This window comes from Roseburia porci, assembly GCF_009695765.1.
Taxonomy (GTDB): domain Bacteria; phylum Bacillota; class Clostridia; order Lachnospirales; family Lachnospiraceae; genus Roseburia; species Roseburia porci.
Map to the genome: position 1 here is coordinate 1 of NZ_VUNI01000022.1, position 15,103 is coordinate 15,103.

The 15,103-nt window shown below is 41.2% G+C and carries 15 protein-coding genes; 2 read left to right on the forward strand and 13 right to left on the reverse strand.

Annotation, left to right across the window (positions count from 1 at the left end):
- Positions 1-86: 86 nt before the first annotated feature.
- The 8 genes from FYJ75_RS11410 to FYJ75_RS11445 all read right to left on the reverse strand — a co-directional run bounded on the left by FYJ75_RS11410 (position 87) and on the right by FYJ75_RS11445 (position 5,771).
- Positions 87-1,361 (reverse strand): relaxase/mobilization nuclease domain-containing protein, encoded by a 1,275-nt coding sequence (locus FYJ75_RS11410; protein WP_235907092.1) that lies wholly within the window; start codon positions 1,359-1,361, stop codon positions 87-89.
- The gene (locus FYJ75_RS11415) at positions 1,340-1,702 is read right to left on the reverse strand and encodes a plasmid mobilization protein (RefSeq protein WP_154430581.1); all 363 of its coding nucleotides are present in this window, start codon (positions 1,700-1,702) and stop codon (positions 1,340-1,342) included. Before FYJ75_RS11415 ends, FYJ75_RS11410 begins: the two co-directional genes overlap by 22 nt.
- A 353-nt stretch (positions 1,703-2,055) precedes the next feature.
- Complete coding sequence (locus FYJ75_RS11420; RefSeq protein ID WP_154430582.1) at positions 2,056-2,514, reverse strand: hypothetical protein; 459 nt, start codon at positions 2,512-2,514, stop codon at positions 2,056-2,058.
- 25 nt (positions 2,515-2,539) lie between these two features.
- Positions 2,540-3,478 (reverse strand): ParM/StbA family protein, encoded by a 939-nt coding sequence (locus FYJ75_RS11425; protein ID WP_154430583.1) that lies wholly within the window; start codon positions 3,476-3,478, stop codon positions 2,540-2,542.
- 1 nt (position 3,479) lies between these two features.
- Positions 3,480-3,917, reverse strand: coding sequence for a TnpV protein (locus FYJ75_RS11430; protein WP_154430584.1), 438 nt, complete (start codon positions 3,915-3,917; stop codon positions 3,480-3,482).
- Positions 3,918-3,934: 17 nt separating this feature from the next.
- Positions 3,935-4,258, reverse strand: a complete 324-nt coding sequence (locus FYJ75_RS11435; RefSeq protein ID WP_154430585.1) for a plasmid mobilization protein — start codon at positions 4,256-4,258, stop codon at positions 3,935-3,937.
- 45 nt (positions 4,259-4,303) lie between these two features.
- On the reverse strand, positions 4,304-5,509 hold the full coding sequence (locus tag FYJ75_RS11440; RefSeq protein WP_235907093.1) for a site-specific integrase: 1,206 nt from the start codon (positions 5,507-5,509) through the stop codon (positions 4,304-4,306).
- 76 nt (positions 5,510-5,585) lie between these two features.
- The gene (locus FYJ75_RS11445; RefSeq protein WP_075717740.1) at positions 5,586-5,771 is read right to left on the reverse strand and encodes a helix-turn-helix domain-containing protein; all 186 of its coding nucleotides are present in this window, start codon (positions 5,769-5,771) and stop codon (positions 5,586-5,588) included.
- A gap of 509 nt (positions 5,772-6,280) precedes the next feature.
- Here FYJ75_RS11445 and FYJ75_RS11450 point away from each other — a divergent pair.
- On the forward strand, positions 6,281-6,829 hold the full coding sequence (locus FYJ75_RS11450; protein WP_154430586.1) for a helix-turn-helix domain-containing protein: 549 nt from the start codon (positions 6,281-6,283) through the stop codon (positions 6,827-6,829).
- A gap of 105 nt (positions 6,830-6,934) precedes the next feature.
- Here FYJ75_RS11450 and guaA read toward each other — a convergent pair whose 3' ends face one another.
- Together guaA and FYJ75_RS11460 are read right to left on the reverse strand one after the other, a co-directional pair.
- Positions 6,935-8,509 (reverse strand): glutamine-hydrolyzing GMP synthase, encoded by a 1,575-nt coding sequence (gene guaA, locus FYJ75_RS11455; protein ID WP_154430587.1) that lies wholly within the window; start codon positions 8,507-8,509, stop codon positions 6,935-6,937.
- Positions 8,510-8,648: 139 nt separating this feature from the next.
- The gene (locus tag FYJ75_RS11460) at positions 8,649-9,110 is read right to left on the reverse strand and encodes a DUF2798 domain-containing protein (protein WP_154430588.1); all 462 of its coding nucleotides are present in this window, start codon (positions 9,108-9,110) and stop codon (positions 8,649-8,651) included.
- 272 nt (positions 9,111-9,382) lie between these two features.
- On the opposite strand from FYJ75_RS11460, the gene FYJ75_RS11465 reads away from it, so the two are divergent.
- Positions 9,383-10,789: an MATE family efflux transporter gene (locus tag FYJ75_RS11465; RefSeq protein ID WP_154430589.1), complete on the forward strand. Its 1,407-nt coding sequence runs from the start codon at positions 9,383-9,385 to the stop codon at positions 10,787-10,789.
- A gap of 73 nt (positions 10,790-10,862) precedes the next feature.
- On the opposite strand, the gene FYJ75_RS11470 is transcribed toward FYJ75_RS11465, so the two are convergent.
- From FYJ75_RS11470 to FYJ75_RS11480, 3 genes are all read right to left on the reverse strand, one after another.
- Positions 10,863-12,707 (reverse strand): hypothetical protein, encoded by a 1,845-nt coding sequence (locus tag FYJ75_RS11470; RefSeq protein WP_154430590.1) that lies wholly within the window; start codon positions 12,705-12,707, stop codon positions 10,863-10,865.
- A 107-nt stretch (positions 12,708-12,814) separates the two neighbouring features.
- Positions 12,815-13,072 carry a sporulation transcriptional regulator SpoIIID gene (spoIIID, locus tag FYJ75_RS11475; RefSeq protein ID WP_328596933.1) on the reverse strand — a complete coding sequence of 86 codons (258 nt, stop codon included), beginning with the start codon at positions 13,070-13,072 and terminating at the stop codon, positions 12,815-12,817.
- A 98-nt stretch (positions 13,073-13,170) separates the two neighbouring features.
- The gene (locus tag FYJ75_RS11480) at positions 13,171-15,042 is read right to left on the reverse strand and encodes a hybrid sensor histidine kinase/response regulator (protein WP_154430591.1); all 1,872 of its coding nucleotides are present in this window, start codon (positions 15,040-15,042) and stop codon (positions 13,171-13,173) included.
- Positions 15,043-15,103 lie beyond the last annotated feature (61 nt).

Sequence of the window (15,103 nt, forward strand, 5' to 3'; positions counted from 1 at the left end):
CATGTGCCCACTTCTTTGGATACCCCAACGATGGAATGTCCAAAATCAGGGATATCATCTTTGTGTAGGTGTCTAAAAAATAGGCACTACACTAATTCAAAATGTCCTTGACAAGGGGTACAGTTTACATAATAAGCCGTATACAAATTCTCTTTCATAATGCCTTCAACAAGTTGCAACTGCCTCTTAACATTCCTTTTTTGTTGCTTCAGCTCGTTCAGTTCAGATTGCACTTCCACATGCCACATCTGATACTCCCGATACTGCTCATTGGTCTTAATCTTGCGTTTCCTACTGGAGTTTTCCTTATATATCTCCTGCTGTCTATCATCGATCCGTTGCACCTCTTCCTGCTGTTCACTCTGGAACTTCACAAGCCCCACAATGTCCTTGATATCATTATTTACTAGTAACAGATACTCGTCCTGCAACTGATGAAACCGCTTCAAGTCTTCCGTATACTTTGCTCCACCGACCACAAACCTCTTCTGCTCTACAATCCTTAACCGATATAACTTCGCATAGAACCTCTTCTGAAATGGTGACAATTTCACCCTATGCAATCCTCTTATATCAGACGAATAAAAATATGGCTTTGCCATCCAAGGCATATCCACATAATGCCTTAGTACATCCTCGGCAAACATCTCGTCCAGTTTTGCAAGGCTGTGATAATATCTGTATCCCGGAGCCTGCACCTCCATCCACACACCTGACTTAAATATATAGCCCAGTCTTCTCATCAGATATTTGAAGTGTTCCACATCTCCGGCGGAATAAGCACACATCTGTGCGTCACGCAGGATAATTTCTTTCATTGACATTTCTTTTTCCCATTTATCTCTGCTGATGTTCTTTGGGTTTTTACTATATTCTGCTGGAGTAATACCAAGCCCAAGCTCTTTGCAATACTTGTTGGTAATCGGTTGCAAATGATTCTTCCAGTTTCCTTTAGGCGAATTATACTTTTTCCCGGTTGTTACACTTACACTGTTCCATATCAAATGACCATGCATGTGTTCCCTGTCTGTATGAACCGCAAATACAGCTTCATAATCATCCCCCAGTACATCCTTCGCAAAATGTTCCAGCACATACATTGCCTGTTCTGTCGAAATCTTCTCATCAGGCGAAAAAGAAATAATCACATGGTATCCTTGTCTGTTACCTGTCTTATGAAATATATTCTTTGTTTCTACCATTTGCTCAAATGCAGTATCCGGCAGGCAGTTGATACTGCCCACCAAAACACATTCTTCTGTCTTGTCTGGATTTTGGATATACTGCAAAGCATTTTCCAAATGCGATGCCGGATTTCTGCCTTTTGATTCCTTAATATTTAGGATCTTTGTAATCGCCATATCTCCAGCACCTCCCTGAATAAACTTTTGATTTCATTAAGACTTCTCTGCAACTTATCAATATCGCTGAAGTACAGTTCTCCTTGTGTATTTCCAAGTCTAACTGCCTGATTGATATTATTGGCGATACCAGAAAAAATCCTGATAACTCTTGCCCTGTCCTCTGGATATCGGAAGTCAACATTGCCACCTAAACGAATCAATTCCCGCACATATTCACTTACAGTCTTTCCACTTTTCCTGACTGCTACATCCAGAATATCCATATCCCTTTCCGACATTTTCACCGAAATCTTATAGTCTTTCCTATCAGACTTGTATCTTCTCTTTCCATCTGCCATAATCAAATCCCCTTTCGTGTCTTAAAAATATTGTCTTCATCCAATCTCTTTTTATCTGTCCCATTGCTCTTTCATCCTTTCAAAAAGTTTTGCTTATAGGTTTTGCAAGATGCGGAAAAGGTCGGACCTTTTCCCGAAAAATATATAAACGCCATCAGCGTTTACATCATTTTTCATCTTGGCAGGAGCACCTGCACCCAATATAATTTACTGCTATCACACTTGATAGCAGGTATTATGATATAGATATCTTTCCGGCACTTTTTGATAGCACTACACCATTTCAGTTTTCTTTGCTATCATAAGTGCCTGTTTTGATATCAATTCATCTGATTGTGATAGCAGTCATGCTATCACGAGAAAAAGCTGTCCAAATCCAGCATGTCATTTGCTTCAACATCTTTTTCCATGCCATTTTCATTCTCAAAGGCTTCTTTCGTTACTCTTTCAGCCGCAGATATTACATTTGTTGTTGGTAAATCAGAAGCATGTGAAGCAGGCAAAGGATTTGAAGTTTGACCTGTTTGAATTCCAAGAAGGTACGATGCAATAATCTGAGGAAGCTTTTCATCAATAATTGCTTCGACCGCTCCCGCTATTCTTTCAATGAGCGGTTCTTCCCAATCCTTCCTGTCCTCTTCCGGACATTCTTCATTTAGTTCCATATCTCCAAGAAGATTTATTGCTGAAATTATGAAATCCTGTATGGAAGAATGTTTTTCAGCATTAATTTTCTGGAGAATGTCAAACGCCTTTCGATGCTCAGGATTATCAGAATAAAATCTGACGATTTTCTGTTCTTTCTTCTTCATTGTCTCACCTGCCCTCACTTCTCAGTTATCCGGCAATTCCAAGCTTCTTCTTTTTCAATGCTACATAACAGAAATACTCATAGCCCTTTGCATTTGCATTAATGTCAAAGTTGAATGTGATTCTGCTTCTGTCAAAAATGCTGAAATGTTCCAAAAGCTTTGCTCCTCCGCCCAAGACATACATTTTCATTGTCTTTTCGTTGTATCCAAAATCAAAAGTCTTTGCAGTCAACTCCCTCACATATTCCTTCGCTGTTGCCTCCATCCAATATTCATATTCGGGATCAATATCTGCCATACGATTCATTAGAAATGTGTTGATGATTGAATCCGGCACATCTTCCTGAAACTTATCTAATAACGTCTGATGGATTTTTAAAGCACACTGACGTACTCCAAACAATTCCGTCCACATTTTATTTTCTACCAGTCTTCCATCTTGTAAGAACATTGCATTCATCGTTCCATTCCCAATGTCTACAATCATGTTCAAACCTTTAAATTCTGGCAAAATCTCTGCAACCGCAGCATAACATTGTGGCATAACACTGCAGCCTGCAATTCCCACTTCAAATATTCTGCCTTTATATACAAATCTAATTTCAGAATTTTGAAGCATATATGCCTGAAATGACTCCTTTTGTGAATCCATCCATTTAAGCGGCACTCCCACTGCCAGATGAATTTTCTCACATCTAACATTCCTCAAGTACAGTTCCTTTGCAATTGCCGCAACAGTGAGGATGTAAAAATCATTATCCATCACTTTGTCTTTCGTATATTTTTTATGCCCCTGGTCCAGCACATAATATTTGCCACCATAATACAAATAATCAGTACTCATTACCGGCTCTGTATCTCTCTCCACAAATCCATTACTGAATACTGTATTAGCTGTTTTTATATTTCCATAACCATGATCCACAGCCAAAATCAAAGTTCCGTCAACTCTAAGCTCTCTCATATCACGCTTCCTCCAATCTCTTCTTTATTTCTTTTTCACGAAGCTCTTTATTTTTCATAATTGCAACACGTCCATCGTGGGTAATTATTTCCTGTGCCACTTCCCATTTCTGTCTCTGCTGCACAAGCACCGACAAATAATCATCTGTTGAGCCAAGTGAAATTCCTGTCGCATTAATTATTTCATTCTCAAGTTCACAGGCATACTCCTGAAATTCCATAGCTTTTTCAATCAATGTTCCCTCTAACAGATACTTACGATGGAGTCTTCTGTCCAACTCAAACAACCATGTCATCCACAGTGTTCCATACTTGCCAACACCTGTAATTGTTGCATTATCACATGCTCCAAGAAAAGGATATAAAAAATCTCCTCTCTGTTCGTACCTGATTCCATTCCTTTCAAAAAATGTCATTTCGTCAGTTTCTGTTGTATTCATATAACCACCAATCCTTTCTAATCCATTTCTTTTAAAATTGTTAAAATATGCTTCAATGGCATGAGCATCTCATCAAAATCAATGTCGCTCATATTTTCATCCTGCAAAAACTGCAATTCTTCCAGCATCGCTTCAAGATACATTTCCATTTTTCTTGCAACCTTCTTTCCCGCAACCACTCTCACTTCATGCTTTAATAAGCACTGTATAATATAATCCTGCTTGGAAAGACCGCTCAACGCAACTTTCACATTAAGCTCCTGCGCTTCCTCCGGTGACATACGAAACGCCACCACTACATTTCTCCATCTGTTTTTTGCATCTAATCTCTTTTCGCTCATTTGATTCATCTCCTACCCAGGGGATGCCACCACATCCCCTTGTTTTTATCCTGCAAGATACTTTTGTATATTAAGAATCTTATTATCGTTCTCGATTGATTCTTCCGACGTTACTTTATCTTCAATAACCTCATTTACCGCAACATCTTCCATAACTTCATCTTGCACACCATCTTCATAGCTTGCGTTGACCTCATCCAATTTATCTGCCATAGCCACCTGCTTTGACGGGAACAAATGCGAGTAGCGATACGTTATATCTATACTCTCATGACCAACTCTGTCAGCGATTGCCACAGCTGAAAATCCAAGATCGATCAAATGTGAAATGTGACTATGACGAAGATCATGGATTCGAATCTTCTTTACTCCTGCAAGCTTTGAGCCTCTCTCCATCTCATGGTGTAGAAAACTTTTTGTCACCTGAAAGATTCTTTCTGTAGGTTCTTGATCATAAAGCATTGCAAAATAATCCTGCATCTCCTCCGACAAAAACTTAGGAAGTTTTATCGTTCGATTGCTTTTTGGAGTCTTGGGTGTTGTAATAAAATCCTGCCCCTGCAACCTCTGATACGATTTATTGATACGAACTGTATTCTTATCAAAATCAAAAGCCTCCGTTGTAAGAGCTAGCAGCTCACCTAATCTCATTCCAGTCCAATACAGCATTTCAAATGCATAAAATGATATAGGCTTATCCACAATTGCATCAGAAAACTTTTTGTACTCCTCAGTAGTCCAGAAAAGCATTTCCTTATTTTCCTCTTTTCCCATATTTCCCGCCTGTCTCGCCGGGTTTGATTTCAGATTATAAAACCTGCAGGCATGGTTAAAAATTGCACTCAGCGTATTATGCATGGTTTTTCTGTAAGTCTGAGAATAACTCTCACCATTTTCATATCGAAATCCTACCATCTCGTTCTGCCACTTTCTCACATCTCCTGCTGTAATCTCATTCATCTTCAGATTTTTGAAGTACGGCAAGATTTTTGTCTCCACAATATGTTCCTTGGTAAGCCAGGTATTGAGCTTAACCCGATTCTTCACATCTTCTGTATATAACTTCCAGAACTCTCCGAATGTCATATCCAGATTATTTTCCTGACGAATCTTATAATTACGCTCATAATCCAAAGCTTCCCTCTTTGTTGCAAATCCTCTTTTCTTTATTTGCTTATTTTCCCCAGTCCAGTCCTTGCAATAGAATTTGACGAACCAGGTACCAGTCTTACTATCCTTATATGCTGGCATACTCATCATCTCCTTTTCCTATTGCCGATAGGACATCTTAAGTCCCACCGGCTTTGTACCCTAATACCTTTTGTTGTTACACAGCTTCTGTCATTCCATAAAACCGCTCTTCAAAATACTTACGACTAATCTTGCCACGAATAACTGCATAGCCTTTTTCTTTCAGTTCGTTATTCAACTGTCGCATAATGTTATAAGCAGCCGATTTTGAAATCCCCAGTATCTGCATCACATCATCTACTTTTAAAAACTTCTCGTTCATGCACTGCGCCTCCCTTCTTCTTGTGTTTAAATACAGAGATTTATGATGCTGTCACAATAACTGCTGCATAAATTCTGTATTATGTATTGCTTTGCAGGAATTGTAATCAGATTTTTCCGTCCAACTGTTCACATTCCTTAGCATTCAAAAATGCTGGCGTTCTCATATCGGTTCTGCCGGTGTTCCAACCTGCCTCATTACCTGAAAGATTACTTCAGATAATACCGCCCGCTCCTGCTCGAGGTATTCAGTCCACTTAGGGGAGTGTCTTCATTCGCTCGCTTCTTGAAAGGTCTTGGCAAATGTCTGTTAGTATTCCGATATCGCTCATTCTTTTTTCAATACTATAAGGTATAGATAAATAGATTGTGATTATTCTATACCATATAGTATTGAATTGTCAAGAAGTTTTTCTAATGTTTTTGTATAGAAAAACTTCCCTTTTCATTTTTTTCGTGTTATACTCTCCTTAAAAGTCCATAACACATCTAAATGGAGGGAACTACACTATGACAATAGGTGAAAGAATAAAGAAAATACGGGTATTCCGCAAAATGACAATGGATGACCTGGGTGGTGCTCTCGGTTTTGAGGGAAAAAATATGTCTGTCCGTATCTCTCAATACGAAACCGGTGCCCGCATTCCCGGTGATGATATGATTCAAAAGCTTGCCGACGCATTGCACTGTAATTACAAAGCAATCTCTGACTACAGTTTAGGTGCTGCGGAAGATATTATCGAAACACTCTTCTGGCTCGAGGAAAGCGCCTCTTCTCTTCCTGCACGAGGGAAAGGGACAAGATTTCCTGAGTACACTGCACCAGGTAATCTGATTCACTTAACTGCAATGACACCTTCAAAGCCTTCTGAAACAGCAAAACCAACTTATAACGAAGATGATTATGACTGCGCAGGTGCACCTATTGCATTAACTTTTGAATATGGATTGGTAAATGACTTTTTGTCAGACTGGTGTGAAATGAAAACGAAATTAGATAATGGAGAAATTTCTCCAAACGAATACTTTGAGTGGAAAATCACATGGCCGCATGCGTAAATACTATTATTCATGCACAGCTCACTTTAGTACCATTATAGTACCAAACGGCAAAAAACAAGCTCGCAAATGCCCATTTTATAGGCTTTTGCGAGCTTTTTAAAATTATTCAAACTCAATCGTTCCTGGTGGTTTACTCGTGAGATCATAGAATACACGGTTAACCCCTTTGACTTCGTTGATGATGCGGCTCATAACGGTCTGAAGTACTTCAAACGGGATATCAGCTGCTTCTGCTGTCATGAAGTCTACGGTTGTAACTGCACGAAGTGCGACGGCATAGTCATAGGTTCTCTCATCGCCCATTACGCCTACGGAACGCATGTTAGTCAGTGCTGCAAAATACTGGTTTGGCATCCAGGCTGGTGCCTTTCCGTTCTCTTTTGTATATGCTGCAACTGCTTTGTCTACCTCTTCGCGATAGATGGCATCTGCGTCCTGTACGATACGTACCTTGTCCGCAGTAACTTCTCCGATAATACGGATTCCAAGTCCCGGACCTGGGAAAGGCTGACGGAATACAAGGTTCTCCGGAATTCCAAGTTCAAGTCCTGCTTTGCGGACCTCATCCTTGAAGAGGTTGCGAAGTGGCTCGATGATCTCCTTGAAATCAACGTAATCCGGGAGTCCTCCTACGTTGTGATGGGATTTTATCACTGCGGATTCTCCGCCAAGACCACTTTCTACAACATCTGGATAGATGGTTCCCTGTGCAAGGAAATCAACTGCTCCGATCTTTTTGGCCTCTTCTTCGAAGACACGGATGAATTCTTCTCCGATGATCTTACGTTTTGCTTCCGGCTCGGTTACACCGGCAAGTTTGCCATAATATCTCTCCTGTGCGTTAACACGAATGAAGTTTAAGTCAAACTGGCCATCTGGTCCGAATACGCTTTCTACCTCATCGCCTTCGTTCTTACGAAGAAGGCCGTGATCTACGAATACACAGGTAAGCTGTTTACCGATTGCTCTGGATAAAAGTCCTGCTGCAACAGATGAATCTACACCGCCTGATAAAGCTAACAGTACTTTTCCATCTCCAACTTTCTCGCGGATCTCTTTGATCGTATTCTCGACAAAGGAATCCATTCTCCATGTTCCAGCACATCCGCATACACCTCTTACGAAGTTGTGAAGCATTTTACTTCCCTCTTCGGTGTGAAGTACTTCCGGATGGAACTGGATTGCAAAAAGCTTTTTGTCTCTATTCTCAGCTGCTGCAACCGGACAGTCTGCAGTATGTGCAGAAATTTCAAATCCCGGAGCGGCTTTTGAAATATAATCAAAATGGCTCATCCAGCAGATTGTAGTTGGTTTGACATTTCCGAATAATGGGGATGTAGTGTCTACCATGACTTCTGTTTTACCATACTCACGAACCGGTGCCTTTTCTACTTTTCCGCCTAACACGTGCATCATTAACTGTGCACCGTAGCAGAGACCTAATACCGGGATTCCAAGCTCGAATAATTCTTTGGTATAAGTCGGTGAATCCGGCTCATAGCAGCTGTTCGGTCCGCCGGTCAGAATGATTCCCTTTGGATTCATGGCTTTGATCTGCTCGATATCCGTTCTGTAGGAATAGATTTCACAGTAAACATTGCATTCTCTGACACGTCGCGCAACCAGCTGGTTATACTGACCGCCAAAGTCAATGACGATTACTTTTTCCTGATCCATTGATAGTTTTCCTCCTATTTTATGTGCATTACTATTATTCCTATTATAAAGAAGGATTTTAACATTGACAACCCCTAACCGTATGTTTTCCTTGCAGATCTCATATTCCTACACCCTCTGGGCTTTTACGGAATGCCATTTATTTTCTGTCAAATATGCAGGCAAAAATTCTTCGCACTACAGGTCCTGCAAAAAAGATCTGCCAGAAAAATGCCATTGGAAAATTCAAAACAGTTTTCTGGAACCAGACTGCAATCAGTTCTGCTCCCGGATGACTGAAAAGAATGGTGGCAACCAGACTCATGGTCGGGCACATAAGACATACCGTAACGGATGAGATGGCAAGAACGATCTCGTACTGTTTTGCATTTTGAGGATCTACGATTCCAAATGTAATCTTTTTTGCCAGCCCTCCATATAAGAAAAAGTCGAGTACAAAAGCGACCGGTCCCATGATTACAAGCTCATGGAATGCAAGTAAAAATACTTCGTTTGTCATTCCTCCCTTGTTTAATGCAATGTTGTAGCAGATCATTGCATACACCATGAAAAAGACCATAATGATTGTAAAAATCACATCCTGAAATTTGTTTTTTGGCATTGATAAATTCTCCTTTTATTTTCTTTTTTACGCAAAAAAACAGGACCAGTGATCTTATTGCGATCGCTGTTCCTGCTGCACGTCGTGGGATCATTATAGCACAGAGATTTCTTTTTTATAATAGTTGGATTTGTACGAATTTTATATATATTTTCTACTATTTATTATGCATATTCCACTTGACATTCGCTTTAAATGCTCCTATAATCATTCGGAATTCTTGAATCGGATCATTGAACCTAACGACAATCGAAAGAAAGGAACTGTAATATATGACTCAGACGCAACAAACAAACCCGCTCGGCACGGATAAAATCTCCACTCTGGTCGCCCGCTTTGCGATTCCAAGTATCATTGCGATGCTGGTAAGTGCCGTATACAATATTGCGGATCAGCTGTTTATTGGAAATGCTGTGGGAACACTTGGAAATGCGGCAACCAATATCGCTTTTCCTCTTTCCATGCTCTGCACTTCCCTGGCGCTGCTCTTCGGAATCGGTGGTGCCGCCAGCTTTAATCTTCACATGGGCGCCGGCGACCGTAAGATTGCCCCGAATTTTATCGGCAATTCCATCACCATGCTGATTGCAACAGGAACGATTCTTTTTCTTGTGACAGAACTTTTCCTGTCACCGCTTCTTATTGCATTTGGTTCCCCGGCAGACGTGCTTCCTCTTGCCAGACAGTATGTCAGCATTACTGCCATCGGTTTTCCGTTCCTGATTCTTACCATCGGCAGCGGACATCTGATCCGTGCGGACGGCAGCCCGAAAATGGCGATGATCATGAACCTGTCCGGTGCAATCATCAATATTGTTCTGGATGCAGTATTTGTCCTCATTTTCCGCTGGGGTATGTATGGTGCTGCTGCCGCAACCGTCATCGGACAGATCATTTCGGCAGTGATTGCACTCTGCTATCTCCGTCACTATCACACAGTGCCCCTTGGCAAATGCCATTTAAAACCGAATGCTCTCTATTTAAAAGAGATCTGTTCGCTTGGTATGTCTTCCGGAATTAACCAGATTGCGATGATGATTGTGCAGATTTCCATGAACAACCTGTTAAGATTCTACGGAGCAGCTTCGCCTTACGGAGAATCCATTCCAATTGCGTGTTCTGGAATTGTAATTAAAGTAAATCAGCTGTATTTTTCCATTATCATTGGTCTTTCCCAGGGTAGTCAGCCAATCCAGAGTTTTAACTATGGCGCCAGACAGTATAAACGTGTAAAAGACGCTTACCGCCTTGCCATCACAGTCGGAGCTACAGTGTCGATTATCGCTTTCCTCTTGTTCCAGTTGTTTCCAAGACAGATTCTTGCAATGTTTGGAACGGGAAGCGCTGAATATTTTGAATTCGGCATCAAATACTTCCGTATTTTCCTGCTGTTTACCTGGCTGAACTTCCTACAGCCGATTTCGGCAACATTTTTCAGTTCAATTGGAAAAGCCTATAAAGGAACTTTCCTGTCTCTGACCAGACAGATTTTGTTCCTGCTTCCTCTTGTACTGATTCTTCCACATTTCTTTGGCATTATGGGTGTTTTGTACGCAGGACCGATCGCAGATCTTCTCTCCTTTGCAGTCGGACTTACCATGGTATTCGATGAGTTCCGCAACATCCGCAAACTCGAACTTGCTCAGGAAGCTGAAGCATCCACAACTCCTGAAATATAAATCCAGGCAAAAAGGGCGTGTGAAAACTGTTTCGTTTTCACACGCCCTTTTTATGTACTCTTTTTCGTCTGTATTATGCTCTTTTTTCTTTGATGATCACTCCGATCAGTCCAATGAAAAGAAGAGATGCAATAACATATAACCATACATATACGTTTGTTTTATCACCGGTTCCCGGAGATGTTGGATTTACATTCTGTGGTGTCTGGGCTGTTGCTGCCTTCGGCTCAGATGTAAAAATATACGTACTGAAATGGTTGGTAAGGAACGTAACCGTTCCATCCGCATTCACGGTCACATCACATGCGATCAGTGAATTGTCTGTCTCATTCAGACGGTATACATGAAGTTCATGATCTGCTTCTACCGTAAATGGTGCTGGCACTGTAACTGCAATCATTCCTCCAAGTTCATGGATTGCTGCATTTGATGCATCTGTTAAATCAAATGCATATACGGCTGTCTGTGAACTTGTTTTTGCAGCTTTTACAGCTGCTATCGCTGCATCGTATGCAGTACCACTCTCTAATTTTGTAGAGGTGAGTTTTGCACCTTCCGGGAGAACCTTATTGGTATCGGTAAATGATACCTGACTACTTCCAGCTGCGGAAGTGCTGGCAGTTGCTGCGGCATCGTCTGTGCCACCGGTTTTGACAACTGTTCCATATGTTTTACCAAACTTCATTTCATAGAGTTCTTCCCATGTTGGTGCCTTTTTCTCTCTTTCCTCCTCGGATGACTCTACGATGTTCACCGGAATTTTTACCGTATATTCCTGTCCATTTACAGTATATGGAGCTGCAGTCAGCACGGTACTTCCGGTTTTCTTTGGAATAATTTGTGAAAAACCATCTCCATTTCCTTCCGCTGCGAAGTTGATCCCGGCATCTGCATGTTCTGCACATGCTTTCTCAAGTGCGCGCTCCTCCTCAAAACTATAGTATGCTTCCACCAACTTTTTCCCAGCTGTTTCGTCCAAAACTATAACATATCCTTTCAGCACAAAGAAATCCGGATCATAAGAACCATATGTCGTCCCCGCATATTCTCTAATTCCTTCCGTGTAGCCTCCTTTGAGTGATTCATACTTGGCTCCGACAAGCTGCTCGATATTTATTTCCGCCGATACTCCGACCTTTAATGTAATCGGATCTGTATAGATCTCAATTGGTTTTGGTTTACTACTATCAGTAGTATCATCTTTCTTGCCTTCATCTGGCTTAGCATCCGTCGTATCGTCTTTTTTGACGTCCTCAGTCTTTCCAGGCTTCATTGCACAGGCTTCCTCCCAAGTCGGTGCCTTGTCTCTTTCATCCTCAGATGAGTCTACAATATTAACCGGAACTTTCACTGTATAGTTCTTTTCGGTATTCGGATCGTAATAATTTGAGATGATTTCCGTACTACCTGTTTTCTTTGGACAAAGATGCACATAAGCGTCACCTGTTCCTTCTTCTGCGAAACTAACTCCCGTATCCTTATTTGCTCTCCATGCATTAATAAATGCATTCGCCTCTGCCGGTGTATAGTATCCTTGTGCATACTGCTTTCCTGTTGTCTCGTCTATGATTCCGATGAATTCTTTCAGTTCAAAGAATTCTGAGTCATACTGTCCATAAACAGGTGTTCCATCCGCATCAATCTTGATTCCTGATGAAAAACCACCTTTGAGTGACTCATCCTTATCCGCAACAAGTTTTGGGATAAGTCCACTGGTTGATTCCGACGATACACCAACCTTTAATGTGATCGGATTGGTGGTAATCGTTGTCACTTCCGAATCGCTGTCGGTATCAGCCGGTGCTGCTGCCACTGTTGGTTCTTCGGTCTCTGCAAATGTCGTCACACCATTCCCCATGGTTAAGGTCATCGACAATGCAAGTATTCCGAAAAATGCTTTTTTCAATGAATTTTTCATATCTTTCCTCCTCTTTTGTATTCCTGCTCAGGTAATTTTCTGATTCATGATGAATCTAGTAATATTGTACTACTCGCATTGTTAAATTACAATAGTTTTTACACATACTATATCATGTGCATATGCGCATATTTTTCTTTTGTGGCGAGTCCACCACGGATATGCCGCTCAGCTTTATTCAGATCCAGAACTTTTCGGACCTCATGTGCCAGATTCGCATTGATGTGGTCCAGGCGTTCTGTTACATCCTTATGTACCGTGCTCTTGCTGATTCCATAGTGTTTGGCGGCCTGCCGTACAGTCGCATTGTTTTCAATGATATAAGTTGCAATTTCTACCGCACGCTCTTCAATATATGATTTCACAAAAAAACCCCTGCAATACTTGTTTTTACATTGTATGCCGGGGAATTTTTATTATTCTATGTGATTCGAAATCTTTGGAAGCCGTTAAGTGGCCTTTTTTAACGGTAATACCGCTTTAATGTCTGAATAACTTTCTGAATATCCATCGGTTTCGCCAGATGGGCGTTCATTCCGGCTTCCCTGCATTTCTTAATATCCTCAGAAAATGCATTTGCCGTCATTGCTATGATCGGAATACTGGCGGAATCCGCTTTTCCAGACATGCGGATGCGCCGGGTGGCAGTATAGCCGTCCATGACAGGCATCATAAGGTCCATCAGAATTGCATCAAAAGAACCAGCCTCACGCTTTTCATAAATATTAAGCGCCTCCTGTCCGTTATCCGCAACGGTAACGACCGCACCCGCGTCCTCTAACAGAAGCTGTGCAATCTCTACATTCAGTTTGTTATCCTCAACAAGGAGAATCCTCATATTTTCGATGGAACCGTCTTCTACTTTTTCTTCATGAACCGGAATCTCGCTCTCCGGAACAATTTTGTATGGTATCGTCACTTTGAACGTGCTGCCTTCACCCAGACGGCTATGTACTTCAATCGTTCCTCCCATCTTATCAACGATACTTTTTACAATAGACATTCCAAGTCCAACGCCCTGATAAGAACTTCTTGCATCTTTGTGCTCCTGGTAAAACGGGTCAAATATCTTCTTTTGGAACTCCTCACTCATCCCAATTCCGTTATCGCGGATCGTACAACTGTAAACAACGGTATCTCCCTGCTTTCCTTCATACTCGATCCTGCCCCAGACTTTGCCGCCAATCTTATTATATTTTACTGCGTTGGTTGCAATATTCAGGAAAATCTGCCGCAAATGCAAAGGGCTTCCATAAACATAAGGATACTTGAATACAGACGGGTCATCATCATATTCCAATGTAATTCCCGCATCGGAGGCTTTCATATATACGATTGTAAATACATCTGAGGCAACTTCCCTGATGTCAAAAGGCTCCTGCACAAGCTCCGTCCCAGGATCTTCCATTTTGCTTAATTCAAGCACATCATTGATCAGAGAAAGCAGATGATTTGCCGCAACTTTTGCTTTCTGGCGGTTCTCTGCCTGAAGTTTTGCATCATCCGGATAACGGTTGTTGATCTCAATAATGCCTATGATTCCATTTAAAGGTGTACGGATATCGTGGCTCATTCTTGAAAGGAAATCCGATTTTGCCGCGTTTGCCCGTTCTGCTTCTTTCTTTGCTATTTCCAGTTCTTCCATTGCGTTTTTCAGATCCTTATTTTCCTGAAGCACAGAAATCGTATTTTTCAACTGATTTGTCTGGATCGCATACATGAAAAAAATGGTGCTGAACACACTTGCAGTCCGTCCAATGCTCCGGATATTAAATGCAACTTCAAGTGCCAGTGCCAGCATAACGTATCCGACTGCAAGCAGCATGATATTGCTCTCTATCCGTTTTTCAAAAATATGTCTTTGAAAAGCATAACTGACTATGACAAGCATATAAAAAACGGTGACAAACTGGCTCACATAGCCAAGCGGACCACAGATGAACTGATTGCAGCTGTTATAAGAATAAGAAATATCCGTAAAAAATGCGGAAAATGCGCAGATAACCGCAAACAGCTCTGGAAGCAGGAATAAAATTCTTCTAATCCTGCTCCTCTCTCTTCTGTCAATGATGTGAATCATGCAGTATACGATAAATGGGCGCAGGGAATATCCGATTGCAGACATCAGAATGCGAAAATACGTCGGATGATCCCAGGACGCTGCCACAAGTTCCAGATCATACGCTGCCATCTCCAGAAATTCAATTCCACAGATTACAGACAGAATTTTCTTCTCGCCTTTTTCAATCGTATCATTTTTCAGTAATGCAATAATCAAAAACAGCAGTCCCATCACAGGCGCCAGATTATATTCTATGAATGTCTCAAGAGTCATATTGTTCCTTTCCTATATATTGTCCATAAATTTCTGAATATTTATCTAAATTATATATTTT

Excerpts from the sequence above, each read along its gene's own strand:
- FYJ75_RS11410 (WP_235907092.1), bottom strand. The coding sequence starts at position 1,361 with ATGGCGATTACAAAGATCCTAAATATTAAGGAATCAAAAGGCAGAAAT.
- FYJ75_RS11415 (WP_154430581.1), bottom strand. The coding sequence starts at position 1,702 with ATGGCAGATGGAAAGAGAAGATACAAGTCTGATAGGAAAGACTATAAG.
- FYJ75_RS11420 (WP_154430582.1), bottom strand. The coding sequence starts at position 2,514 with ATGAAGAAGAAAGAACAGAAAATCGTCAGATTTTATTCTGATAATCCT.
- FYJ75_RS11425 (WP_154430583.1), bottom strand. The coding sequence starts at position 3,478 with ATGAGAGAGCTTAGAGTTGACGGAACTTTGATTTTGGCTGTGGATCAT.
- FYJ75_RS11430 (WP_154430584.1), bottom strand. The coding sequence starts at position 3,917 with ATGAATACAACAGAAACTGACGAAATGACATTTTTTGAAAGGAATGGA.
- FYJ75_RS11435 (WP_154430585.1), bottom strand. The coding sequence starts at position 4,258 with ATGAGCGAAAAGAGATTAGATGCAAAAAACAGATGGAGAAATGTAGTG.
- FYJ75_RS11440 (WP_235907093.1), bottom strand. The coding sequence starts at position 5,509 with ATGCCAGCATATAAGGATAGTAAGACTGGTACCTGGTTCGTCAAATTC.
- FYJ75_RS11445 (WP_075717740.1), bottom strand. The coding sequence starts at position 5,771 with ATGAACGAGAAGTTTTTAAAAGTAGATGATGTGATGCAGATACTGGGG.
- FYJ75_RS11450 (WP_154430586.1), top strand. The coding sequence starts at position 6,281 with ATGACAATAGGTGAAAGAATAAAGAAAATACGGGTATTCCGCAAAATG.
- guaA (WP_154430587.1), bottom strand. The coding sequence starts at position 8,509 with ATGGATCAGGAAAAAGTAATCGTCATTGACTTTGGCGGTCAGTATAAC.
- FYJ75_RS11460 (WP_154430588.1), bottom strand. The coding sequence starts at position 9,110 with ATGCCAAAAAACAAATTTCAGGATGTGATTTTTACAATCATTATGGTC.
- FYJ75_RS11465 (WP_154430589.1), top strand. The coding sequence starts at position 9,383 with ATGACTCAGACGCAACAAACAAACCCGCTCGGCACGGATAAAATCTCC.
- FYJ75_RS11470 (WP_154430590.1), bottom strand. The coding sequence starts at position 12,707 with ATGAAAAATTCATTGAAAAAAGCATTTTTCGGAATACTTGCATTGTCG.
- FYJ75_RS11480 (WP_154430591.1), bottom strand. The coding sequence starts at position 15,042 with ATGACTCTTGAGACATTCATAGAATATAATCTGGCGCCTGTGATGGGA.